The following is a 23,815-nucleotide window of genomic DNA, read 5'->3' on the forward strand; positions in this document are numbered from 1 at the left end:
GAAAAGGTTTGATTCATGGCCCTGACAATTGCCAACAATATTTCGTCCCTCAATGCCCAGAATAACCTGAACCGTTCTTCGAACGCTCTGTCCACATCCGTGGAACGGCTCTCTTCCGGACTGAAGGTCAACAAAGGTGCTGACGGTCCCGCTGCACTCGTGATTTCCGAGAAACAGCGTGCCCAGATCGCCGGACTGCAGCAGGCCATCGAGAACTCCAACAAAGCAGTCTCGCTCGTGCAGACCGCTGAAGGGGCTCTGGGAGAAATCAACGACCTGCTGGTCAAGGTCCGCAGCCTTGCGCTGGACTCTGCCAACGCCGGTGTGAACGATGCAGACGCCTTGGCCGCCAATCAGGCTGAAATCAGCAACGCTCTGGACACCATCGACCGTATTGCCAGCAACACGCAGTTCGGTACCAAGAAGCTGCTGGATGGTTCCGCCGGAATCTCCGGAAGCACGAACGATGCCGACGTGACATTCCTGAAGGGAACTTCAGACACCACCGCAGGTGTCTACGCTGTTGCTGTCACGACGAAAGCAGAACGCGCCACGACAACCGCAACCGCTCAGACTGCAGCTCTCGCTGCCGACGAAACACTGACCATCAACGGCGTGTCGATCGATCTGGCGAGCGGACTGACCCAGAACCAGGTCGTTTCCAAGATCAATGAATATTCTTCTCAGACTGGCGTGACTGCTGAAGTCAGCGGTGGTGCCACCCGTCTGTACACGACAGCATTCGGATCATCCGCCACATTGACCGTCGTTTCGGACGTCACTGGCTCCGCCACCAGCAGTGGATTCGGAACCACAATCCGAAACGATTCCGGAGTCGACATTGCCGGCACCATCGGCGGCCAGACTTACACCGGAACCGGAAATATCCTGAAGGCCACCAACGGTGTCGCCAAAGGACTGACATTGCAGTTCGGAACAGACGGTACAGATGCCACGTCGACTGTGACTGGTGCCCAGGGGAACGTCACCGTCGTCAACAACTCGCTGGTCTTCCAGATCGGACCGAACCAGAATCAGACCGCCCGCGTGACGATCGACAAAGTCGACGCCAGTGCACTGGGAATTGGCGTTGCCGGAAACCAGTTCGCGAACCTCGCCTCGATCGACGTCTCGTCCGCGACGAAGGCTCAGGATGCCATCGGCATCATCGACAAGGCCATCAATGACGTCACCAACCTGCGTGGTGATCTGGGGGCCTTCCAGCAGAACACCCTGACTTCAACTTCCAACAACCTGCGGACGACTCTGGAAAACACCACCAACGCCGAATCCGTGATCCGCGACACCGATTTCGCTTCCGAAATCGCCAACTTCACAAAGAACCAGGTGCTCGTTCAGGCAGGAGTTTCCATCCTCCAGAACGCCAATCAGGCACCGCAGCTCGTCCTGTCTCTGCTCCGGTAATCCCGGCGGAAACTGACGTGAGTTTTGCCACCCGCTGAGGATTTTCCATGGAAATCTTCAGCGGGTTTTCTCATTCAGACGATCTTGATGAAGGCAACCTGAGCAAATCCTTTTCGTCATCGTGACCGAAAGTGCGTCATGGCAAGCGTCAATGTCGGTGGACTGATCTCCGGGATCGACACCGATAACATCATCGCCGGACTGTTGAACATCCAGCAGAAACAGCTGGATCAGTTCAACGTCAAAAGAACCGACGTCCAGACCCGGCAGACTGCCTACCAGTCTCTGCAGACGCAACTGGTTTCGTTTCGTACTACTGCTCTCTCCCTGGCCAGTTCGGTCAGCAATCCTTTCGATTCCCGTCTGGTCACTGTTTCCAAGCCCGAGGCACTGGTCGCAACCGCATCCGCCAAGGCGACCTCGGGAACTTATCAGCTCAAAATCAATTCACTCGCCAGTGCCCATCAGGTCGCTTCGCAGGAATTTGCCGATGCCGATTCGGCCATCACTCAGGGAACGTTCAGTCTCCGGGTCGGGAGTCAGACACAGGCCGACATCACCATCGACTCGACCAACAACACCCTGTCCGGTCTCGCCGACGCCATCAACTTTTCCAATGTCGGAATCACCGCCAGTGTCGTTCAGGACGCCAACTCGTCGTTCCGGCTTCTGCTCACGTCTTCCAAAACCGGAACATCGAACGAAATCTCCGTCGTCAATCAGCTGGCAGATTCTGCGGACGGGGCTGTGAAACCTGTCATTGATTTTGACAACCCGGTTCAGGCCACCAGCGACGCCTCTGTCACTTTGGGAAGCGGTCCCGGCGCCCTGACTGTCACCAGCGAATCCAACAGCGTGTCGACTCTGATTTCCGGAGTGACGCTCAACCTGCTCGATGCTGATCCTGTGAAAACAGTGAACGTCACCATCTCCGCAGACACCGAGAAAGCGACGAAGGCCGTCAAGGAATTTGTCAGCGGCTACAACAGCATCCTCGACTTTATCGACAGCCAAACCAAATACGATTCGGAGAAAGACGCCGCTGCGATTCTGCAGGGGGATTACTCCGCCATCAACATCCGGAACCAGCTGCAGAATGTGCTTCAAAGTGTGATTCCGGGAAGTTCCACGAAGGCGAATCGTCTCAGCTCGCTGGGGATCATCACATCAGACACCGGTCGACTCACCGTCAACGAGACCCAGCTGCAGAATGTGGTCAGCGGCAGCGTCAGTGGAGTCACGAACTCGGATCTGCGGCACCTGTTTGCCATCGACGGCAAAGGGACCAACGGCAACGTCAGCTTTCTGTTTGCCAGTGCCAAGACCCGCGAATCGGCTACCCCCTATCAGGTCAAAGTCACGACTGCTGCGGAGCGGGCGACCATCACCGGCGGAACTGCGCTGGCTGCATCGACCGTCATCGACAACTCGAACAACACCTTGCTGCTGAACCTGGATGGAGTGGAAACAAGCGTCACGCTGGCCCACGGGACTTATACACGGGATGAGCTCGCAGATCATGTGGAAGCAGTCATCAATGGAAATTCGGCGTTTGTCGGACGCACGGTTTCCGTCGGAGTGACTGGTTCCAATCAGCTGAACATCACCTCCGACAGCTACGGAACCTCGTCCCGCATCACGGTCTTTGCCAGTTCCGCCACCTCCGCGCTGGGGTACAACGGGGGGGAAAGTGACATCGGCGTGAACGTCGCTGGGCATTTCATCGTGAATGGAAAAGTCGAAGCGGCGAACGGGACCGGTCGCACTCTCACGGGAGCAGAAGGGAACGCCAACACCGACGGACTGCAAGTGCGGGTGACCCTTTCCCCCGGACAGATCATGACAGAACCGGAAGGCTCAATCACGGTCACCCGCGGGGTCGCCTCGCGACTGAATGCACTGATTGACGGTCTGATCGATTCGAAGAATGGCATGTTGACGTCACTGAATAACACCTATTCGGACCAGCTCGCCAGCATTCAGAAATCGATTGACAATCAGCAGAAAATTTTCGACAAGCAGAAGGATCAGCTGACCTCCCGTTTCGCTGCCATGGAGCGTGCGCTGCAGCAGCTCAAGACAACCAGCAGCCTGCTGGGGAGCCAGTTGGCAAGTATCAGCGGAATGGCTTCCTCATCCTGATCGGAACGGCCGTCCCAATCGCTTCGCGGTCTGTTGATTTACGCTCCCAAACGCCTGAACCCGCGAGATCGAAACAGGATCGGGACGATAACAGACGCGTGCGAATCGTGTGCTGATTCGGAATGACGTCGACAGAAGAAGAATTCAGATGACGCCCCAACAAGCCTACCGCCGCAATGCCCAGTCCGGATGGACCCGCATTGAAATGTTGCTGGCGATTTATGACGCCACCATTGCAGCGCTGGATGCCGGGATTGATGTGCTGAATCAGAACAGGCACGACGCCTATCCCGCCATTCGTCTCCGCGCCACGCAACTCTTCATCCTCCTGATTTCAGGAGTGGATCCAGAAGTTTCCGAAGTGGGGGTCAACATCCGCTCGCTTTGCATCTTCTGCCTGGATCAGATCGAAACCCGTGATCCAGCTGCGTGGTCGGACGCACGGAATATCCTGGCGACCGTCCGCGAGGGATTTCAGAGAATCCGCGAAGAAGGAATCCAGCTGGAAGCTCAAGGAGCCATTCCTCAGCTTCCGCAGGCCTCCACTCAAACGTTGCTGCACGTGTAGTACTACGGGTGTGATTTTTCAGAGCACGCTGCGTGAGCAAGTGCATTGAGTCGCATTATGTCACGAATGCACTCGCTCATCATTTATGGAGCTTTTCAAGAAGTCGAACTGCCGTACTGCAGAAGTCGGAAGTCTGCGAACGAAAACGAAATCGTCCTCGTTTCCCGGCGCACCTTCAATGCGAATCCGCAACCGTGGATGGACGATCGGTCTTAAAGCGAATCACCGGGAGGATCACCTCCATGGTCGTTCCCTGCTGAAGTGCGCTCTGGCAGGTGATGGTCCCGCCATGAGCTTGAACCACTGCCTGGCAGATGCTGAGTCCCAGCCCGGTTCCATGAATCGCGAGTGAACGATTCCGTGATCGGTCTGCCCGGAAGAACCGTTCAAAGACCCGGGGAAGATCCTCGGGGGAGATGCCGATTCCATTGTCGCGGATCGTCAACCGGACCGCGTCCTCGGAATCGACCAGGTCGAGATGAATCTCAATCCGGCCTCGTTGCGGTGTGTATTTGATGGCGTTGTCGATCAGGTTGTTGACCACTTGCCTCAAATGCTGGCGATTGCCTGCCACCAGCGGTCGACAGGTCGACTCGAACTGCAGTTCAATATCCTTACTCTCCGCCACACCACGAAACATGTCGGTCGCGCGTGTCACCACCTCCAGCAGCGGGACATCCTCCTGCTGATGCGAAGATCGGCCAGGATCCGTCTCGGTTTCCGAAAGCAGAAGTAGCTGATTGACGAGTGTCTCCAGTGCTGTGGACTGGTCAATCAGGTCCTCCAGCACGAGTGTGTATTCTCCACTCGTCGGATTCCCGTTCAGCGCCACTTCGATCGAGCTGCGAATCGCCGCCAGCGGAGTTCGAAGTTCATGTGCAGCGTTTGCGAGAAAATCCCGTTTGAGCTGCAGGTAGACGGCAATCCGGTCCAGCAGTCCGTTAATGGTCTGTGCAAGTTGATCGAGTTCATCTCCGGTTCCCTGCACCTTGAGACGTTCTTCAAGATGGTTGGGCCGCAAACGCGATGCTGTCTGAATGATGTCTCCGACGGTCCGGGCCGCCCTCCCCGCCAGCCAGTATCCACACAGCGGAGCAATCAGAACCAGTGTCCCCGCAGCGATGAACATGAGCCGGTCGATCAGGGCAATATCCCGATTCACAAAGTCCAGTCGGGCTCCGATTCGAATTTCACGAATCCCCAATTGCCCCGGTTGAATCCGCATTTCGAGAATGCGCAAACGATTGAGTGTGTAAGGAAGCAGGTTCCGGGCAGCTTCCACCGGCTGCAGATCCGCCGGAACATCTTCGCTGGCCCAGAGGAGTTTGTCATGGGCATCGAACAGCTCGGCAAACCATCCGTGCTGCTGGTGCCCGACTGATTTTCGAGCGAGGTCTTCGATGATCTGCGGGAATCCGTCCGCATCCGCATCCTGAATTGCTAAAGAGATTTCGCGAATCTCTTCCAGGAGAATCTGATCCAGTTCGTGAAACAGCGCCCACCGCACCCCTTGTCGCACCCCCAGCAGGAGCACCAGAACGATGATCGCCACGACCAGGGCGTTCCATGCTGCCAGACGGAATCGCAACGTGCGCCAGAGGCGACGAAAGCGAATGGGAAAATCGAGAACGGTACAGATCACGCGAGTCTTATCCTGAAGGAGATTACGCCTGCGATTGTGCGCGATGCACAACCGTCCCCGCAACGGGGAGACATCACCCGCTCGTGGGGGCTTCCCGGGAGAAAAGCTCGGATGGGCAGATAAACCGGAGGAATTCCAATATCATTCCGGGCGCTGACGATCAGCTGAATTTGAAGAAGAGAGAGCAGGCATGTCGAAACCGACGGAACAGATCGACCTGGAAGAACAGTTTTTTCCGACCCCCGAAGCGCTGGCCCAGCGATGGCTGCCGTGGCTGAGACTTCTGCGCGGCTTCCGCATGGCGATTGATGTCCGGCGGATGCTGATCGCGCTGGTCGCAGTCTTTCTCTGGTCAGCCGGTGAATCTTTGATCCCGGCGAGCTCGCAGAACGTCTCTGAGGGTCCCCGCACCGTCTGGCCCTGGGAAGAATCTTCGACAGCCCTGGGATGGGGAACCCTGGATACGCACGTAGCGGATTTCATCTTTTCTCGACCACCGGAATGGATTTCGATCCACCCGTGGATCGCGCCGGTCCAACGCTTCTTTCACCCGATGATTCGCGCTGTTCAGCCCGGATGGGAGATTCTATTTACACGACCAGCCACCACGAAGATGTTGTCGCTGTTGTTGCTTCTGTTCCTGGGGATTTCAATCAGCGCCATCTTCGGCGGAGCGATCTCGCGGATGGCTGCGGTCGATTTCGCCCGGAATGAAGAAATTTCGATCCGTCGAAGTCTGCGGTTTTCTTTCGGCAAATATTTATCCTATCTGGGGGCACCGCTCATTGCCTGTGCGGGGCTTGCTGCTAGCTGGCTGTTCAACTTCTTAGCGGGGTTAGTCGCAAGTGTTCCGGTTGTGGGCGAACCGCTCGTAGCTTTCTTCTGGTGCTTTCCGCTCCTGGCGGGATTCATCATGGCGATGATCCTGCTGGGCATCGGACTCGGCTGGCCGTTGATGATCGCTGCCATCAGCACCGAGGCAAGCGACGCCTTTGATGGACTCAGCCGGGCCTACAGCTACCTTTTGAACCGTCCCTGGTATGCCTTGTTCCTGGCGTTCTGCATGCTCGTCTATGGGACAATCCTGCTGATGTTCGTCCAGGGTATGATCCAACTGACGTTTCAGCTCACCACCGCGTCATTTGAATCGGGATTTTACGGGAATCACGATGCAACACACCGCCAGCTTCCTTCCCAGATTCACGGGCCCCTCGAAAAGCTGACTGATGGCATTTCAAAAAATGCGGAGATGCCCGAAGTGTTCTCCACCCTTCGCACGTTCTGGACGCGCGTCGTGATGTCCATTCCGGCAGCCTTCATCTTCAGCTACTTCTGGACAATGGTGACAATCATTTACTTCCTGCTCCGGAAGCGCGAGGATGCCACGCCGCTCAATGAAGTCTGGATGCCGGAGAGTTCAGGAGGATCAAAGATGCCACTGGTCGGTATCCCCGCAGCGGAGTTGCGAGAGAAAAAAGCAGGCGGCACCGCTTCTCCTCCCGATGAACAATCCACCCCGGAAGCTTAAGACTCTCAAGTGAAGTTCGAGGAACATGCAATGGCCGAAGAGATTTTCGATGTCTGTGACGAACAGGACAACGTCATCGGTCAATCACCCCGTTCAGAAGTCCATGCGAAAAACCTGCTGCATCGCGCGGTTCATCTCTGGATCTGGAATTCCAGCGGGGAACTCCTCCTGCAACTCCGCTCCGAGACAAAAGATCAGTATCCAGGCTGTTATACATCCTCTGCCTCCGGTCATGTTGATGTCGGGGAAGACTACGAAACTGCGGCGGTCCGGGAGCTCTGGGAAGAATTGCAGCTGCGCGGTGATTTGACTCAGGGGACGAAGCTTCCTGCATCAGCTGACACTGCTTTCGAGCACACGATGCTCTACCACCTGCAGACGGATGCTTCCCCGGTTCCCGATCCCTCCGAGATTGCCGAGTTGCACTATTTCTCCACCGCTGCCATCTCGGAAATGCTCGATCGGGACCCCGAGCGATTCACCCCGCCGTTTCGAGTCCTTTTCGCGGACTGGCTGGCACGCTCTGCCGAAATCTGCCGCTGAGAACAACAGGTTAGTGAACACATCTTGTCCTGCTCGCGTGACTTACAGTAACATCTGCCCCCCTGAGGGCCTCGCGACGTGGTCATGGTTCCTGACCGGGGTCTCCTGTTTTGTGCCGGGGTGGTCACGCACCCGATTCATGGAAGAAGAACGGCACCGTGGCATGATCCGCAATTTGACGCGGAATCTGATCTGCTTTTCTGCAGCTGTCGTGCTGCTGTCGCTGATGGTCTGCGCCGGGGAAATTTTTCTGCGAGTCTGGCGACTGCGCTCGCAACTTCAATCCGGTCAAAGCATCACTCAGGTTGAAGAGATTGTCGCCCCCAGCAGCACATCCTGGATTGACGTGAAACCGTTGCTGGACCTGCAGCGGGAGAACGGAACATCCAGCGTCATTCGCATTCAGACCAATGAACATGGTCTGCGCGGCCCCTCTGTCATTGTTCCCAAACCGCGAGGAACTTATCGCGTCCTCTGCATGGGGGGAGACAACGTTTTCGGCTCCGAGATCCCGGAAAAAGAGACTCTTCCCGGGCGCCTGCAGCGGGCTTTGAACATGCAGGCCGGGATGCCGGTGGAAGTCATCAATGCCGGCTGTCCCAATGCTGGACCGTTGATCAATCTCCTGCGATACCGGACACACCTCGCTGCCCTTCAGCCGGATCTGGTCATTCTCTGTCTGAGTGAAGAAGACCTGGGGTTCGACCGCGACGTTCGGGGCGGGCTGCATCTGGATGCCTCAAGAAACCCGGCATATGCCTCTCATCCCGCACTGCGGGGACAAGGGTCCGCGGTGCTGGATGGATTGTGCAACGAGTTTCTGACCATCAACTGGCTCCTCTCATGGGCGGGAGACATGACGGGGATGCAGTCCGGAAACTCGAGGAGAAATACGGTTCCGAGCCGCGAAAACCTGCAACGGGATCTGGCTGCCATTGTTCCGCTTGCAGGACAGATTCACGGCAACTTCGGTCAATTGATGATCTCCATTTCCCCCAGTGCATGGAGTGTGGATCGGGCGAGAAACCTGCCGGACAATACGCAGGCATCGTTTGCGGATGACGTCCGGAAGTTCCTGAGTGAAGTTCATCTCGCGGAACGTGTGGAAGTGCAGGATGGACTGACCGTCTTCTGCCGGGCCCCCGATGCCCGCAAATACTTCTCTCCGGAAACGGGAGGCCTTTCGATTGTCGGGAACGATGTTTATGCACAGCAGATTTCTGCGTTCGTGTTTCGCGCGATCCCCGGACTGGGAGGGACGTCAACCGCATCGCCCGGACAGTCGCCCAACTCGTCGATTGATCCGATCCCGTTCTCAACAGATCAAACGCAACGGCAGCCTGTCCGGACAATCGTCCGCTGAACTGAAACTGGTCACATCCAGATCGCACGTGATTGGGAGTCGATAGCTTGTCTGTCCCGGATGACAGGAACCTGGAATTCGAAGGGGATGAAAGCCCGTTCAAGGTCGTTGTGAGACAACAGAGCTTGTCTCCAGCTGACAGCCAGCCCGTCGACGACGCCGAGCAGGAACTCTCGCTGGACGACATTGAAGCTGCGTACATGCGAGCTCTGGAGACCGCTGAACAGGCCGAATCCTTCGCGTTTTCCGGTCTCGAGTCTGTTGAAACCTCGAGTGAAGAGGACGACCAACTCCCATTCGGGGATGAGCAATCTTCCGAGCAACTCCCTTACGTCGCCCCTGCTCCGGCTCCACCTCAGGATCTGTCTCAGGAAACGTGGACGACCGCTGCCGATGAACCGGTCGTCAGTCCGGAGCAGGTCGTCGAAGCGCTCCTCTTCGTTGGCGGTGCTCCTCTCCCCGTCAAAAAATTTCTGGACATCCTCGGAGGGACACACACGCCCGAGCAGGTGGCGGCAATGCTGGATTCAATCAACCAGAAATATCTGGCTCAGCGGCGCCCCTACGAGGTCCAGATGGTGGAAGGGGGCTATCGGCTGCAATTAAACGCCGAATACGAAGCTGTCCGCAGCCGGGCATATGGTCATGGACCCAAAGAGGTCAAACTCGCTCAGGACGCTTTAGAAGTACTGGCGTTCGTCGCCTACCAGCAGCCCGTCCATCGCGAAAGCCTTGAGGAGACCGGCAAACCGAACGTTGCCGGTCTGATTCGACAGCTCCTGCGGCGCGAGCTGATCTGCGTCGACCGCTCGGACGCCGAGGCTGGTGAACAGTACCGGACAACCGGTCGGTTCCTTGAACTGTTCGGACTCTCTTCCCTGGAAGATCTCCCCCAGGCGGGAACCTTCAATTTCAGATGATCGAGTCGCGTAACCCGGCTCGTCCGTCATTGCGGGATGGCAGGAGGAATGACTGGCACGGGCGGAACGGGTGGAATCGTAGGAGCCCCGGGCGTCACCTCCACATCTTTGCGCGGGGTGACTGCGGGTTGAACTGCCGGAACTCTGAGTGCTGCAAAGTTCGCTTCCAGCGTGCTCAACCGGTTCTGCAGGTCCTCAATCATCCGACCCTGTTCGACCAGACGTTGTCGAATCTCAAGATCACTTCCCAGCAAAACGTCATCTCTGGTGACGGTGTCTGCCGGTAGAACCACTGTGCGGTGCAGCGATTCGTTTCCTCGCCGCACCGTTAAATCAACCTGGGGAATTCCAGATTGACTTTCGATGCCGTTCATTAGATCCGCTGCGGAGGCGACGCGCCGTCCGTTCAGATCGATAATCTCATCTCCGACATGCAGTCCAGCCACGAACGCTGGGCTCTCAGGGAGGATCGCCACGATTTTCGGGACACTTCCGCTCATGCCCAGTTCCCAGCCGATCTGACGGGCAGCCCATCCGGCCCGGTCAATCTTTCGGACCGAGACCGTTGAGGGATTCGAATTGAGCAGTGCCGGGGAAAACGTATTTGGAAGCAGCACTGCTGCTGTCTGATCTTCACCGGCTCGAACAAAGCTGATGACAAACTCTGTTCCAGCTGGAGACTGATGAAATGCCCGAGCGACTCCATCCGCCGTGACCACGTTTTTATCCCCCACCCGTTTCAGGTAATCACCGACACGGATTCCGCTTCGTGAAAAGACGCCTTCCGGATCGACCGAAACAACCTGAACCCCCTGCGGAGTCGTCTCCAGGACAGCGCCGATCGGGACAGGCGGGACAGCATCTTTCACGATGGGAGTCAGTCCCGACTGCTGGTCATTCGTCGCTCTCTCTTCCAGGGTTTCAACCGCATTGGGAAGCGGCGGTGTGGTCGTTTCTCGAGGCATGAGTCTGGGAGGGACAGCGGCCTCGGATGGCTCGCCGGGAACGACGATGATTCTTGTGACGGTGTCCGGTCGATTGGCATCGGTCAGCCAGCGAATTCGCGCCTGAGGAGGCAGATCCTCCAGCGTGGCAGCCTTCCCATCGATCTCGACGATCGTTTCCGGAGCGAGGATCAGCGAGCGGGATGCTTTCCCGTCAGTCACGTCGAGTCGATGCCCGTCCACCCGCACGATTCGTCCGAACACGACGTTCGCCTCAGCCGAGCGGGATTTCAGAATCTCCTCTGGCTGCGCATGGACTCTCGAAGCGGGAACCACACTCAGTAAAGCACTTACGGAAATTGCACTCAGTACGCGTATGAGACGTTTCATTTCGAATCCCCTTCCAGACACCCGCCAGATGTACGGATATTCCTGTCCCGCGTCTGAAAGATCGAAGTTCAGCAAATCAGGTGCCCGACCCCAATTTGGAGCTGTCCACAGCCGTTCGGCAGTTTGTGCCGGATCGATCTTGTCCTATTCTCCAAAATTGACGTAAAGTCCCGCCACGGTGGATTCTGCCCCAGCCTGGATGGCTGAAGAATTCACCATTTCTCCATGTCGACGATTCGATGAGGGCACGGATGCCAATGCAACATTCACAGACTTTGTTCCAGCGACTTCAGACTCGCCGAAAAGCTCTCACACTTTCCTCGGGAATGCTGTCCGGAGTCATCCTGATCTGTGCAATGACACCTGTGAGGCTCATGCTGGGGACGAATCAGGAGGTCGATGCTGCGATGATCCTGACCGCAGCGATCAGCTGCTGGTTGTCGCGCAACTGGTCTCCCGAAACCGAAGATCGGGGACGGTGGTATTGCGGGGCTCTGCCCGCCGCCGCCGCATGGTCGTTGATTCTCCCGAGCCTGCTGGTCCTCTTGCTGAAGTGGACCAGCTACGTCCCTTTGGACACGCTTCAATGGTCACTGGTGGCGTTCGCAACCACCCTGGGGATGACCATGGCCTGCCTGTCTCCAGTCTTCTATGCGGTCAGTATCGCACAATTGACGGCAGGGAGCAGAACTCATTCGACGACCGGCCAATGGCTCGTCGGACTGGGAATTTCGTGCCTGGTGATTCCGACTCTGGTACTTCCATATGCCGGAACCACGATTCTGGGCTGGATCGCGCTCGTGATCAGTGCCATCTGGGTGGCGCTTCGCATCTCTCTCCCGACAGAGGCTACTTCTGACGAGACACCGCTGGCTGCGACTGCCGAACCGGTCGGATGGCTGACGACCCCCGCTGCACTCGCCACGGGCGCTGCACTGGCATTGACGGCCTACATCGCAGGCCAGTTGATTCCCCGAAACCTGATGGCGGATATGGCTCTGCTGGCCGGTCTCGTCGCTGGAATGGGAATCGCCCTCGCACGTCGAGCCTGGCGCCCGACCGCCCGCTTCCGGTTTTCTCCCAGCATCGTTCTTCTGGCTCTGGCTGCCTGGACCGGCCTGATGACAGCGGGTTATCCACTCTGGACGCAGTTCTGCCTGAGAATCAATGCCTGGGTCGATCATGTGGGAATCCTGTTCGCATTGAGAATCGGCTTTCTCATGTTCCTGGCGCTCCCCGCAGGTTTCCTGGTCCGCCGACTCGCGGGCGCTACGGGATCATCAAGTTCCTCTCCTGCGGTTCTGCTGCTGATTGCCATTGGATTTATCACGGCTCGGGCGATCCCCTGTTCCCCCCAGACCATTGCTGCCGGACTGGTGAGCATCGCCATGTGCCTGACCTTTCTGGCCTGGGCGGGAGAACAGTTCCGACTCCCCTCGAAAGCGTGGCAGAAGCTGGGAACAGTGGCTTTGGTTGGCATCGCAGTCACGGGACTGCTCTTCTCCAGGAATCTGGATCCTCGTCAATCGGAGCGTCTGCTCTATTCCGGGTTTGCGCTGGACTCATATCGTCAGGGACTCTCCGCCTCGCAGCTGAACTGGCTGGATGACTCCCGACCCCTGGCCGAATTTGCTTCGCTGACCGATCGGTTCAGTCTGTGGAAGCAGCGCGGGTCGCAGGTCGTGCTGCGTCATAACGGGATGGTCATGGGGCTTCACTCCAGCCGACCGGACATCTGTCCTCATCAGGCAGGAGACCTGCTGCCGGTGCTCCTGCCGCTGACTCTCCATCCCCACCCGGAAAACGTGCTTGTGATGGGAATTCACCCCCCGTCTCTCCTGACGTGCCAGACCTGGCCGCTGCGAAGCGTGCAGAGTGTGGATGGATCCGGAGAAGCTCATCGCATGCTGCAGTGGATGAGAACTCAACCGACACAACTGCTGAACCTGGAACAAGGCCCCGACTTTCGGTTCACACAGGTTGATCCTGTCCGGTCGGTCTACAGCAGTCATCCCACTCGATACGACCTGATTGCCTGTCCAATTACACATCCTTCTGCCACAGGTGCAGCCAGCCAGTTGACGCGGGAGTTCTACACCGGCATTCGCTCACACCTCAGCGAAGACGGCATCTTCTCACAGCGACTTCCCTACTACGACCTCGGGCCGACCGTCATCTGCGAGGTGACTTCCACGCTTCAGCAAGTCTTCGGGGACGTTCGTGTCGTCGAATCCATCCCCGGAGAACTGATCTTTCTGTGCAGCCCACGCAGCCTTCCGAGCATCGACGACTCCTTCGCAGAGCGTTTGAAACTCCCCCAAGTCAGAACGCTTCTGGGGCAGGCCGGCTGGGACTGGTCTCTGATCCTCGGACGAGGAGCCATCGATCACGCCGGACTGAAGGAGATGGTCGCAAAGCACCATCACGTCAATGGGGCGGCTCATAGCTGGCTCACCTACCGACTTCCGATTGAAATCAGCCGATGGGGACGCAAAGCGGATCAGACTCGCGAAATCCTGGCGAAGCACGGCGACGCTCTGCGGGCCTCGCTGGGCGAATCCGCCTGCGGCAAAGAAGTGACCGAACGCCTGGAGGACCTGAATCTCGCCCATCAGATTCAGCGGGACCATCCAAACGATCCCTGGGCTTATCGCGCTGCCCTGAAATCACGGCTGCAGGATCGTCCTCGTGCCACCATTATGCCGGTCAATCATGAACTCAAGCGAGTCATGGATCCGGAAGATCAGCGCCGTAAGGACTATCTCCTTGCGTTAGGCCCCGCTGCAAAAAATCCGCGACCTTCTCCGGAAGCCGTCGCACAGCTCGCTGAATTCGAAGCTCCTTTCGACCCGCTGGTCAGCCTGTTTGTCTACTCTGAAACCGCCCACCTGCTCGGACGTTGCGAACCAGCACAGCCTGCACTCCACCTGCACCATCTGCTCCATACCGTTTACTTTTCGTCCGGATACGATCAGTCGGTCCGAAATGTTTCTGAAGCCCTGCTGCAGCTGTGCAGAAATCCTGAACTCGCCAGCAGTGAACAGGCTCGCTGGGACGAGATGAACAGCCTGATGCAGACACTGGCTCAGCGGTGGCAGCTGCGGATCGGGAGCGGCAAGATCTCGAAATACGAAGTCGTCGATACTGAAGAGAGCCTGCGGGCGGTCGAATCTGCTTTGAAAGAGCTCGAGCGGCACCATCGATCCGCCGGCCTCTCCGACGCCCAGTGGTCGATGCGGAAACAGACCCTCGAACAGGCACTCGTTCGTCCGCTGCAGCAACATCGCAGCCTCCGCGCCCGTGACATTCCACTGGCTCCGGTCGTCCCCAGCGGTGAAACATAAACGGCAGATCCTGAAGGACAGATCGTCGATTCCGCGGAACAGGACGTCAATTTTACGGTTGCCAGTTGAAGCTCGACGCGAGACCGGAAACAATGGGATCTGGTTCCAGGCCTTCCGTCGTCCTAGACCAGTTTGGTCTATCATGTGCAGGCGATTCAGGGTTTTCACCTCGTGAAAGTCCATATTATCGCCTGCGGAACGTAATAGATTATTGGCAAAACCGCTCTAGTGCTCCGCGATGAACACCCGTCCGCGTATTCTGATTATCGAAGACGAAGAGGCGATCGCCAACGGCATTCGCTTCAACTTCGAAGCCGAAGGCTACCAGCCGATCGTGCTGGGAGATGGTCCTTCATCGCTGGCCTATCTCGATGAGCATCCACAGGGGATCGACCTGATTGTGCTCGATCTGATGTTGCCCGGAATGAGCGGATACGAGATCTGCCGGGCCATTCGGGACCGTGACGTGAAGGTTCCCATTCTGGTCCTCAGTGCCCGCACGCTCAGCGAAGACAAGTCGCACGCGTTCGACTGCGGCACCGATCAGTACATGACCAAACCGTTCGCCCTGCCGGAACTCCTCAGCCGGGTCCGGAATCTGCTGCGGCGAAACCATCAGCTAGAGCAGGTCTACGAATCGAGTCAGCGCGATGACTACAAGTTCGACGACGTTCATGTCAATTTCCGGACGTTTGAAGTGACGCGAGGAACCGAACGTAACTCGCTCACCACGATGGAACTGCAGCTGCTGCGATACTTCGTTGAGCACGAAGGGGCCGTTCTCTCGAGAAGCAAGATCCTCAGCGATGTCTGGGATCAGGGAGCCGAAGTGACCTCCCGCACCATCGACAATTTCGTGATGCGACTGCGGAAGTATATCGAGATCGATCCCGGTAACCCCCGACACCTGCTTTCCGTCCGGGGGACAGGCTATCGTTTCGTCGCGGAACCGTAACGTTGCCCGTTTGACGTCAGTACGGAGTCGAAGATGCCCCCCGTCCGCTACCTCGTCGCGATCGTTCTGGCTGCCCTGATTGTGGCAGGTGGCTTCTTCTACGTGGCCTGGGTGCGTCAGAGTTTTCTGGAGTCTGTTCGAGCAGAACTGCGAGCACAGAAGGCGGCCAACAGTCTGCCGCCAGAACTGCAAGACGTCGACATTGAAACGTTCGTTCCCAACAACATGGGGTTTGAAGTTTCGAGCAGCGTGGCAAGGGCGATCATTTTTGCGGATTTCCTCAGCGCCTGCTGGGCCATCTGGGTTCCCTTGGTCTTCACGGTCTGCCTTGGGGGTGTCGCGGTGTTCCACTGGCTGAAGCGAACCCGTTCCTGAATCGCAGTCTTCACGTCATTCAGCGTGTTTCTTCCGCATCTCATCACGCCCTGAAGTCGTCTCGATATCTGGTCGATGACAACTGGTGCTGAACTCCAGTCAGCACCCAGCGAACAGTTCTGTGATAACAGCAACGACATAAGGGAGCGATATGCAATTTCAGGTCTCACCGTTCGTCCTTCCCGGAAAAGTGGCCTTGTTCTGCCCCCGCTTTGATGATGTCTGGCGGAAGCAGGCCGTTCGTTGTGAAGAGGAGGCATTCCTGCAGCGGGAAGTGGCCTCTGTCATGAGCACGGACAGCGGCCACTTTCTGCTTGTTCTGCAGGGGGACGAACTGGCGACAATCCGTGATGTCTGCCGGATTGAGAACTGCGAATTCGTGGGCGTGTTTGACCGCAGCGATATCTCATCAGCGATCACAGAAAGACTCTCACACACCCAGCTTCCTGCAAATCGAAAATCCCTGTTCTGCTAGGATTCCAGTTTGATTTCTTCAGAGCACGCCGCGTGAGCAAGTGCATTGAGTCGCGTCGATTCTCACGACAGTGCGGAGTCGGACGAACGTGCTGGTTGAGTCGGCTGGCCGCTGCGCCGTTCTTCGAAATCCTCGAGCACCATCCCGTCACGGGAACGGATTCGGACGCGGACTCCCATCACCTCACGGGCTTCACGGGCCCGCTCTTTCGCCGGTGCCAGACGCCAGTGCTCGCTCACCTGCCGCCATTCATTCTGGTCCAGCATGTAGACGCCATAAAGAGGAGTGAACTGTTCCGGCATCGTCGGGATCCTCGAGTCAACGAAATGAAAGAGTCTTCCAAGGATGCCCAAACTTAGATTTTCTCCCCTTGACGAAAGAGACTTTCTGCCCGGGAGAGCCAGGATTGCTTGTTTTGGTGATAGGGAAGATTCCCTGCAAGAGATCCACTCGCTCACACGGAAAATGTTTCCGCAATTGCGAAGGTTTTAACTTCACGCCGAATCCCGTTCGCGGGAAACCTGGCGTTCCGGAGACTTTTCACTTCGGAAGACGAAAGAAAGCTCGCCTACAGCGAGGTCCAGTCCAGAATCACCTTCCCGGACTGGCCGGAGTTCATCACCTGGAATCCCTGCTCAAAATCCATCGCCGAATAGCGATGGGTGATGACATTGCGGATGTCGAGGCCTCCCTGGAGCATCACTGTCATCTTGTACCAGGTCTCATACATCTCCCGGCCGTAGATCCCTTTGATCGTCAGCATGTTGAAGATGACAGTATTCCAGTCGATGGCGATCGGCTGTGACGGGATTCCGAGCATGGCGATTTTGCCGCCGTGGCACATGTTCGCCAGCATGTCCTGAAAGGCGGTCGCATTTCCGGACATCTCCAGTCCGACATCGAACCCTTCTTTCATTCCCAGTTCACGCTGCACGTCCGCCACAGATTCCGTCCGGACGTCGACGACACGGGTGGCTCCCATCGATTTCGCCAGATCAAGCCGCCACGGATTCACATCGGTGACGACGACATAGCGTGCGCCCGCATACTGGGCGACAGCGGCCGCCATGCAGCCGATCGGACCCGCGCCGGTAATCAGAACATCTTCCCCCAGCAGGTCGAACGAGAGTGCAGTATGCACTGCATTTCCAAACGGATCGAAAATGGAAGCCACTTCCCGATCGATGTCCGGGGCGTGATGCCAGACATTCGTCTGCGGAATCGAGATCAATTCCGCAAACGCGCCCGGGCGGTTGACTCCAATTCCCATTGTGGCTGCGCACAGATGCCGTCGGCCCGCCAGGCAGTTTCGACAATGCCCACAGACGACATGTCCTTCCCCGCTGACGATCTCGCCCGGGTAGAAGTCATGCACATTCGAGCCGACAGCGACGATTTCCCCGACGAACTCGTGCCCAACGACCATCGGGACGGGAATCGTCTTCTGTGCCCAGGCATCCCAGTTGTAGATGTGCAGGTCCGTTCCGCAGATTCCGGTTTTCTCGACCCGGATCAGGACATCATTGATGCCCACATCCGGTTCGGGAACGTCCTCCATCCATAAGCCGACTTCCGAATGACGCTTGACGAGTGCCTTCATGGACCGGCCTTCCTTGCTTCAGGCTCATCCGGAAATGAACTCAAGTTTGACCGGCTCCGGAATGATGCCGGCCTGATAAGCTTCATTCAACAGACGGGCAACGGCTTCACGGCCACGTTCGCCGAAGTCGATTGTCCAGTCGTTGACGTACATTCCCACGAATTCATCGGCCATGGTGTTGTTCAGGTCACGGCCATACTTGGCAGCGTGCTTCAATGCCTCGTGGCGATGCTCCAGACCGTACTGGATACTTTCCTTCAGAAGCCGGGTGACCTCCCGCATCCCCTCGGGGCCGAGATCTTTGCGGATGGCATTGCCTCCCAGCGGCAACGGCAGTCCGGTCTGTTCCATCCACCATTTTCCGAGATCGACCACCAGGTGCAGACCCTGTGTCATGTAGGTCAGCTGACCTTCGTGAATGATCAGACCGGCATCCGCTTCCCCTCGTTCGACGACGTTCAGAATTTCGTCAAACGGATGGACTACGTAGCGGAATGTTCCGGCATCGCCAGACTGATGCGGTTCGCGCGGGGAGGTCTGCGGCTTCCCTTTCAGACACAGATTCAACGCAAGGAAGGCAGTTGTGAGCGTCCCCGGAACGGCGATCGTTTTGCCTTTAAGATCTTCGATGCTCATCGGCTCACGGGTGACAACCATCGGGCCGTAGTTGTCCCCCATGCTGGCGCCGCAGGCACACAGGGCATAAGACTCCGTCAGGTAGGCATACCCATGCAGGCTGACCGCAGTGAGTTCCAGTTCGGCAGCGAACGCTCGGCGATTCAGCGTTTCGATGTCCTGCAGCTCATGGTGAAACTGATATTCACCGGTGTCGATCTTGTCGTTCGCCAGAGCGTGGAACATGAACGCATCGTCCGGATCGGGACTGTGGCCAACGTAAATCTGCTTCAATTGTTTGCTCATGAAAATCTGATTCTGTCCGACATGCGTATCCCGGACACCTCACGTAAAAGGAAATGTGCAGAACAGATCATCGTGTCTGTTCCGACCACCCGCGAGACATCGCCGGGAAACCGGCCATCAAACGCCCTCATCGGATGCTGCCTTGAAAGGCCACGTTAGTCGTTGGCTCCGTTCCGTTTCAAGCGATCACGCTGATCCGGGCCGTGGAACCTGAAAAAGCAGCCATCCGCCGGACATCCACCGCAGTGGATCGATGGAGTTCACCGCGAAAAGAACGGAAATGAAGCATTTCCTGAATGAATTTCCACCGCGAAGGCGCAAAGGTCGCGGTGGATTGAAATTTCTCAAATTTCTCAGCGCCCTTGGCGCCTTCGCGGCAATAAACCTGCGTGGCCCCCGGAGCTGCAGCAACTGATCCGGTCAGCGAGACAACGCTTCAGTCACTTCCTGTTCCAGATGGGAGCCGTTCAGATGGATGCTTCGGACGGTTCCCTGAGCATCGACAAGCCAGTATTCCGGCACGTTCGTGATCCCGTAATGACGGGCAATCACGTTTCGCGAACCCCGTTTTTCCGGGTCCGAGTAGAACACACTCGTCCAGTTCATTCCGGTCTCCTTCATGAACTGCTCGACAGCGTATTCATCCTTGTCGAGGTTCACACCCACGACTTTCAGTCCTCCCTGTGATCTGGAGACAAGTGACTGAAGTGCTGGAAGATCTTTCCGGAATTCCGCAGAATTCGACGCCCAGAACGCGATGATCAGATTTGTCCCGCGATAGCGGTCGATCGAGGTGAATCCGCCGTCAAAGGTCGATCCGCCGAAGTCCGTCAACGGCTGTCCAGGCAGACGGAGGCGACGAAGCGAACCGGCGACCTGTTCAGAGTAGGGTGAATTCGGCGCAATCTGCTCGATGACAGTCAGGCAGCCTTCAGCATCCTGATCCAGCCCCAGGCGTTCGCACAGTCGGCCGGCGGCAATCAGATTGACCGCTGCCCGGCTGGTTTCCTGCGGGAATCGTTCTGCGAAGAGACGAGCCTGACGGGCGTATGCTTTGGCCCATTCGGGATCGGATTCTGCATGGCGGTCCGCCATGGCATGGGTCAGTTCCACGACGTGTGAGGCTGCGTCAATTGCAGCAAAGGAGGTCGGGTCCCGGGTGAACAGAGCTTCCGCATTTTCGTCCAGCAGATGTCCCTGTTCTTCGTTCCCCGCCAGCGCCAGTTGCAGGCGAGCGTCCGAGAGGTAATGAACAGCACTGTTAAATTGCTGGTTGGCTGCAGCATCCTGATGAGTCTTGCTGATCATCTGCATGGCCAGTTCCACCGTTTTTTCATGACGACGGATCTGTTCCGCAGCGGCCTGCTCCGGGGAGAGTCGAACCTGCTGGAACTGACCGGGCTTGCCCGGGATCGGCTGTCGGACGAGATCGACCGGAGCATTCCGCAGGTGCGCAATCTCCATCAACAACCATTCCGCGGAACCTTTCGGGGGACCAGCGTCCACGGAACTTTGCGAAGAGACGAGTTCGATCTCCGAATCATTCCGCAGGGAACTGCGTCGGGGGCGAGCAGGAAGTTGACTGGGGTCAGTCGGGGTCGGTGTCCATTCCTGCTCCGCCGTTTCGACGGGGGCAGACGTTTCACCGCAGCCGGTCAGGCTGGAGCAGACGCAGGCAATGATGGCTGCGCGGTAAATCGATCGGGAATTCAGGGCAGGGAGGCGCGAGAAAAGAAATTGACGAGTTCCACGCATGACGACGCATTCCTTGCAAAGCCCGGGAGCCGGCTCGCATACCAATGATGCAAAGGTCAGCTACAATCACGTTTCACGACATCCGTATCGCTGACGCAGCGGGGTTTTACGCAATTTCTACAAAATGAAGCAAGATGCGTTCTCTCAAAGCCAGTTTGATGTTGTCTGTCCCGACCCTGGAACCGGCTGCGATCCAATTCTCCTGATCAACTGGCTGGTCCCCGTCGCGTCGAATGTTATTCCGGGAGAACGACTTGCGGAATTACTGACAGGTGGAGTCCTGCTGCACCTCGAGGCGTTGTACGAAGGAGTGCTCGTCGAGCAGTCGATCCCCCCCGGGACGCAGGTGCATCCGGGGGACGTTCTGGGACGCATTCGAAGCCCGGGATGATCACATTCCGCCGAAGCACAGAATCTGCCCGTTGACGGAGTCGGTTCCGATCACCAGGCAGCCTTCAGCCACCGCCGCAGACCCGGTGATCGATTGTTTGGTCGGATGCTTCCAGACCTGCTTGCCGTCCGCGACCTGCAGCCCATAAATGTTTCGGTCTGCCGATCCGAAGTAGACCCGGTCGCCGACGATTACGGGCGAGGAGTCGACCTTGCTCCGGGTCGTAAACTCCCAGCGGAGTTTTCCTGTCTTGCGATCGAGGCAGTAAACACGTTTGTCCCGGCTCCCCAGGATCACCACTTCTTCGGTCACTGCGGGCGAGGACTGCATCTGCTGTTCACGTTCAGGGACGGAGAACTCCCAGAGGATCTTCTTGTTCTTCCAGTCCATGGCATAGACGATTCCATCACCCGTCCCGAAGTACAGGATGTCATCCCGCATCGCGGGAGATGCAATCAGCAGCGAGTTGAGCGGAACTTCCGCAGCCTGCTCCCCTTTCTCAATATCAACGATTCGAAGAATCGGCTGATCGCAACCGGTGGTAAACGTGTACTTCCCAGCCAGACAGGGAGTGGCGTTGACCGGCCCGCGTGTCTCGACTTTCCAGACCGGTTTCCCTGTCTTTGCTTCGAGCGAATACAGGTGGCCATCGTGCGACCCGAAGATCACCCGGTCCTCAACCACCTGCGCACCGCCAACGATCTCCGCCCCCGTTTCAAACGTCCAGGCGCGCTTCCCGGTGATTCGATCAATCGCATGAAACATCCCCTGATCATCACCGATGTAAACATGCTCGGTGTCGATGGCAGCCGGGGCATTGAAGCCGGGAGCAAAGCTGTTGGGTTCGACCATCTCAACGGACTTGTAGGTCCACTTGATCTCTCCGGTCTTCAGTCCGATGCAATGGACATCGCCACTGAGAGTCCCGATAAAGACCTGCCCGGAAGAGATGACCGCTGTCGAGGCTGTCCCGTCGGACGTTTCGAGAGCCCACAGCAGTTTCAGTTCCTCTGGCAACGACGTCTTCGCGATCCCGAGATTGTCCGGGCTGTTGCGAAACGAGGTCCAGCTGTCCGTTTCAGCAGAAGGTTCCGCAGCGAACATCCGCTGTGAAAATTCGTGGCCCGCAATTCCGTTCGAAACGGCAGCGGCCGAGACCTTCAGGAAGTCACGACGGTTCCATGATAAGCGCACTGGTAAATCTCCAGTAAATCATTTTCGTTGACAGGTCGCGGATTGAACTGGGCGGTCCACTGAGCCGCTGCTTCGCTGGCCAGCAGAGGCAACCGGGCTTCATCGACATCGCAGTCTTTGAGAGTCGTCGGCTGGCCACAACGGTCGACCAGACTGATCAGTTTCTCGACGAGTCGCTCAATCGCCTGATCATCATCCGCATCGCAGATTCCCGCAAGTTGAGCGAGCCAGCGATAGTGTCCGTTGCTGCGAGCATCGAGCGAATTGAAGGCAACCACATACGGCAGCAGCGCCCCAATGGCGATGCCATGTACGAGATCGAAATGGGCGGAGAGAGGGTTCGCCAGGGCGTGCGTTGCACCGAGCATGGAGTTCTCGATCGCTGCGCCCGCGAAGTGCGCTCCCTGCTGCATGGCCGCCCGGGCTGGAACGTTTTCCGGCTGCGTCAGTACCTGCGGCAGGGCGGCCGTCAGCAACAGCCACGCCTGCTGGCTGAACATGTGAGATACCGCATTCCCTTTGAGCGTAACAAACGTTTCGAGGGCATGGCTGATGGCATCAATCCCCGTTGCAGCGGTGACATGTCGCGGCATCGTCACCGTCAGGTCCGGGTCGAGAATTGCAATCCGGGCCAGTGCCTTTTTGTCGCCGCACGCCATTTTCATATGTGTCTTCTCATCAGAGATGACTGCATACGACTGGGCTTCGCTGCCGGTTCCAGCCGTGGTCGGAACGGCAATGAACGGGAGCATCGGTCGAGTCGCTTTGCCGGTCCCCTTGTAGTCGATCATCGCCCCTCCGTTGGTCAGGAGGAAGTTGATCCCCTTGGCGCAGTCCATGCTGCTCCCCCCTCCCAGCCCAATGATCAGATCGACCCCCAGGGAGCGGGCGAAGTCGGTGCCGCGATCGATATCGAGCGTTGTGGGATTGGGACGAACTTCATCGAACAGGGAGGTGCGGATCCCGGCTTGCTCCAGCTGATTGAGCGCGGTCTGTTCATGCCCGGCCGATTTGAGCCCCTGGTCCGTCACCAGCAGGGCATGTGTCGCGTGACACGACTGAGCCATTTCCCCCAGGCGGAGCAAAGTTCCCGGGCCGGAGAGGACGCGTGTGCGGGGATCAAAGTCGAAGGTGGGATTCAACATGAGCAATCTGGAGGTCGAGACCAGGTCGGGCGGGAATCTGGAGGATTTCTCAAGTGGAGAAACTCAATCGGTCTGCGTTTCTATGGTATCGGCGAAGTAGGAAGGTCGGATAGAGGACCATGGCAGAAAGTTTGAACCCAGCCAAGCCCCAAAACAACCTTCATCCGTATTTCCCATCGACTCCAGAATTACGAC

20 protein-coding genes are annotated in these 23,815 nt (G+C 57.4%); 12 read left to right on the forward strand and 8 right to left on the reverse strand.

The genetic code is table 11. The annotated features are described in order from the left end of the window. The first annotated feature begins 15 nt into the window (after positions 1–15). From SH661x_RS02815 to SH661x_RS02825, 3 genes are all read left to right on the forward strand, one after another. A complete protein-coding gene (locus tag SH661x_RS02815; protein ID WP_437227803.1) occupies positions 16–1,425 on the forward strand; it encodes a flagellin in 1,410 nt (469 codons plus the stop codon). Between the two features lie 138 nt (positions 1,426–1,563). After that, positions 1,564–3,567, forward strand: coding sequence for a flagellar filament capping protein FliD (gene fliD, locus SH661x_RS02820; RefSeq protein WP_437227805.1), 2,004 nt, complete (start codon positions 1,564–1,566; stop codon positions 3,565–3,567). A 148-nt stretch (positions 3,568–3,715) separates the two neighbouring features. Further along, a complete protein-coding gene (locus tag SH661x_RS02825) occupies positions 3,716–4,135 on the forward strand; it encodes a hypothetical protein (protein WP_437227807.1) in 420 nt (139 codons plus the stop codon). A 175-nt stretch (positions 4,136–4,310) separates the two neighbouring features. On the opposite strand, the gene SH661x_RS02830 is transcribed toward SH661x_RS02825, so the two are convergent. After that, entirely contained in the window at positions 4,311–5,777 is a 1,467-nt protein-coding gene (locus SH661x_RS02830) for a sensor histidine kinase (protein WP_437227809.1), read from the reverse strand. A gap of 190 nt (positions 5,778–5,967) precedes the next feature. On the opposite strand from SH661x_RS02830, the gene SH661x_RS02835 reads away from it, so the two are divergent. From SH661x_RS02835 to scpB, 4 genes are all read left to right on the forward strand, one after another. After that, positions 5,968–7,305 carry a hypothetical protein gene (locus SH661x_RS02835; protein WP_437227811.1) on the forward strand — a complete coding sequence of 446 codons (1,338 nt, stop codon included), beginning with the start codon at positions 5,968–5,970 and terminating at the stop codon, positions 7,303–7,305. A gap of 30 nt (positions 7,306–7,335) precedes the next feature. Beyond that, positions 7,336–7,848 (forward strand): NUDIX hydrolase, encoded by a 513-nt coding sequence (locus SH661x_RS02840; RefSeq protein WP_437227813.1) that lies wholly within the window; start codon positions 7,336–7,338, stop codon positions 7,846–7,848. Positions 7,849–8,011: 163 nt separating this feature from the next. Then, entirely contained in the window at positions 8,012–9,211 is a 1,200-nt protein-coding gene (locus SH661x_RS02845; RefSeq protein WP_437227814.1) for a hypothetical protein, read from the forward strand. A 47-nt stretch (positions 9,212–9,258) separates the two neighbouring features. Continuing rightward, positions 9,259–10,131: an SMC-Scp complex subunit ScpB gene (gene scpB / locus SH661x_RS02850; RefSeq protein ID WP_437227815.1), complete on the forward strand. Its 873-nt coding sequence runs from the start codon at positions 9,259–9,261 to the stop codon at positions 10,129–10,131. A 26-nt stretch (positions 10,132–10,157) separates the two neighbouring features. On the opposite strand, the gene SH661x_RS02855 is transcribed toward scpB, so the two are convergent. Further along, positions 10,158–11,465 (reverse strand): PDZ domain-containing protein, encoded by a 1,308-nt coding sequence (locus SH661x_RS02855; protein WP_437227817.1) that lies wholly within the window; start codon positions 11,463–11,465, stop codon positions 10,158–10,160. A 251-nt stretch (positions 11,466–11,716) separates the two neighbouring features. Here SH661x_RS02855 and SH661x_RS02860 point away from each other — a divergent pair, with 251 nt between their 5' ends. From SH661x_RS02860 to SH661x_RS02875, 4 genes are all read left to right on the forward strand, one after another. Then, the gene (locus SH661x_RS02860; protein ID WP_437227819.1) at positions 11,717–14,809 is read left to right on the forward strand and encodes a hypothetical protein; all 3,093 of its coding nucleotides are present in this window, start codon (positions 11,717–11,719) and stop codon (positions 14,807–14,809) included. 238 nt (positions 14,810–15,047) lie between these two features. Further along, positions 15,048–15,764, forward strand: a complete 717-nt coding sequence (locus SH661x_RS02865) for a response regulator transcription factor (RefSeq protein ID WP_437227821.1) — start codon at positions 15,048–15,050, stop codon at positions 15,762–15,764. 33 nt (positions 15,765–15,797) lie between these two features. Beyond that, entirely contained in the window at positions 15,798–16,139 is a 342-nt protein-coding gene (locus SH661x_RS02870; protein ID WP_437227823.1) for a hypothetical protein, read from the forward strand. A 151-nt stretch (positions 16,140–16,290) separates the two neighbouring features. After that, the gene (locus SH661x_RS02875) at positions 16,291–16,614 is read left to right on the forward strand and encodes a hypothetical protein (RefSeq protein WP_437227825.1); all 324 of its coding nucleotides are present in this window, start codon (positions 16,291–16,293) and stop codon (positions 16,612–16,614) included. A gap of 62 nt (positions 16,615–16,676) precedes the next feature. Here the strand turns inward: SH661x_RS02875 and SH661x_RS02880 are convergent, their stop codons facing one another. From SH661x_RS02880 to SH661x_RS02895, 4 genes are all read right to left on the reverse strand, one after another. Beyond that, a complete protein-coding gene (locus tag SH661x_RS02880) occupies positions 16,677–16,916 on the reverse strand; it encodes a hypothetical protein (protein ID WP_437227827.1) in 240 nt (79 codons plus the stop codon). Between the two features lie 266 nt (positions 16,917–17,182). After that, the gene (tdh, locus tag SH661x_RS02885) at positions 17,183–18,214 is read right to left on the reverse strand and encodes an L-threonine 3-dehydrogenase (protein ID WP_437227829.1); all 1,032 of its coding nucleotides are present in this window, start codon (positions 18,212–18,214) and stop codon (positions 17,183–17,185) included. A gap of 24 nt (positions 18,215–18,238) precedes the next feature. Next, complete coding sequence (locus SH661x_RS02890; protein WP_437227831.1) at positions 18,239–19,135, reverse strand: menaquinone biosynthesis family protein; 897 nt, start codon at positions 19,133–19,135, stop codon at positions 18,239–18,241. A 420-nt stretch (positions 19,136–19,555) separates the two neighbouring features. Beyond that, the gene (locus SH661x_RS02895) at positions 19,556–20,890 is read right to left on the reverse strand and encodes a thioredoxin-like domain-containing protein (protein WP_437227833.1); all 1,335 of its coding nucleotides are present in this window, start codon (positions 20,888–20,890) and stop codon (positions 19,556–19,558) included. Positions 20,891–21,014: 124 nt separating this feature from the next. On the opposite strand from SH661x_RS02895, the gene SH661x_RS02900 reads away from it, so the two are divergent. After that, on the forward strand, positions 21,015–21,281 hold the full coding sequence (locus tag SH661x_RS02900; protein ID WP_437227835.1) for a biotin/lipoyl-containing protein: 267 nt from the start codon (positions 21,015–21,017) through the stop codon (positions 21,279–21,281). On the opposite strand, the gene SH661x_RS02905 is transcribed toward SH661x_RS02900, so the two are convergent. Beyond that, entirely contained in the window at positions 21,282–22,475 is a 1,194-nt protein-coding gene (locus SH661x_RS02905) for an outer membrane protein assembly factor BamB family protein (protein ID WP_437227837.1), read from the reverse strand. Then, positions 22,442–23,620: an iron-containing alcohol dehydrogenase gene (locus SH661x_RS02910; RefSeq protein WP_437227839.1), complete on the reverse strand. Its 1,179-nt coding sequence runs from the start codon at positions 23,618–23,620 to the stop codon at positions 22,442–22,444. Before SH661x_RS02910 ends, SH661x_RS02905 begins: the two co-directional genes overlap by 34 nt. Positions 23,621–23,815 lie beyond the last annotated feature (195 nt).

This window comes from Planctomicrobium stercoris (assembly GCF_051465655.1).
Classification (GTDB): Bacteria; Planctomycetota; Planctomycetia; order Planctomycetales; family Planctomycetaceae; genus Planctomicrobium.

Coding starts and splice junctions, on each gene's coding strand:
- SH661x_RS02815 (WP_437227803.1), top strand. CDS start 16: ATGGCCCTGACAATTGCCAACAATATTTCGTCCCTCAATGCCCAGAAT.
- SH661x_RS02895 (WP_437227833.1), bottom strand. CDS start 20,890: ATGCGTGGAACTCGTCAATTTCTTTTCTCGCGCCTCCCTGCCCTGAAT.
- SH661x_RS02865 (WP_437227821.1), top strand. CDS start 15,048: ATGAACACCCGTCCGCGTATTCTGATTATCGAAGACGAAGAGGCGATC.
- SH661x_RS02840 (WP_437227813.1), top strand. CDS start 7,336: ATGGCCGAAGAGATTTTCGATGTCTGTGACGAACAGGACAACGTCATC.
- SH661x_RS02860 (WP_437227819.1), top strand. CDS start 11,717: ATGCCAATGCAACATTCACAGACTTTGTTCCAGCGACTTCAGACTCGC.
- SH661x_RS02910 (WP_437227839.1), bottom strand. CDS start 23,620: ATGTTGAATCCCACCTTCGACTTTGATCCCCGCACACGCGTCCTCTCC.
- SH661x_RS02835 (WP_437227811.1), top strand. CDS start 5,968: ATGTCGAAACCGACGGAACAGATCGACCTGGAAGAACAGTTTTTTCCG.
- SH661x_RS02845 (WP_437227814.1), top strand. CDS start 8,012: ATGATCCGCAATTTGACGCGGAATCTGATCTGCTTTTCTGCAGCTGTC.
- tdh (WP_437227829.1), bottom strand. CDS start 18,214: ATGAAGGCACTCGTCAAGCGTCATTCGGAAGTCGGCTTATGGATGGAG.
- SH661x_RS02900 (WP_437227835.1), top strand. CDS start 21,015: ATGAAGCAAGATGCGTTCTCTCAAAGCCAGTTTGATGTTGTCTGTCCC.
- SH661x_RS02825 (WP_437227807.1), top strand. CDS start 3,716: ATGACGCCCCAACAAGCCTACCGCCGCAATGCCCAGTCCGGATGGACC.
- SH661x_RS02890 (WP_437227831.1), bottom strand. CDS start 19,135: ATGAGCAAACAATTGAAGCAGATTTACGTTGGCCACAGTCCCGATCCG.
- SH661x_RS02870 (WP_437227823.1), top strand. CDS start 15,798: ATGCCCCCCGTCCGCTACCTCGTCGCGATCGTTCTGGCTGCCCTGATT.
- fliD (WP_437227805.1), top strand. CDS start 1,564: ATGGCAAGCGTCAATGTCGGTGGACTGATCTCCGGGATCGACACCGAT.
- SH661x_RS02855 (WP_437227817.1), bottom strand. CDS start 11,465: ATGAAACGTCTCATACGCGTACTGAGTGCAATTTCCGTAAGTGCTTTA.
- SH661x_RS02880 (WP_437227827.1), bottom strand. CDS start 16,916: ATGCCGGAACAGTTCACTCCTCTTTATGGCGTCTACATGCTGGACCAG.
- SH661x_RS02875 (WP_437227825.1), top strand. CDS start 16,291: ATGCAATTTCAGGTCTCACCGTTCGTCCTTCCCGGAAAAGTGGCCTTG.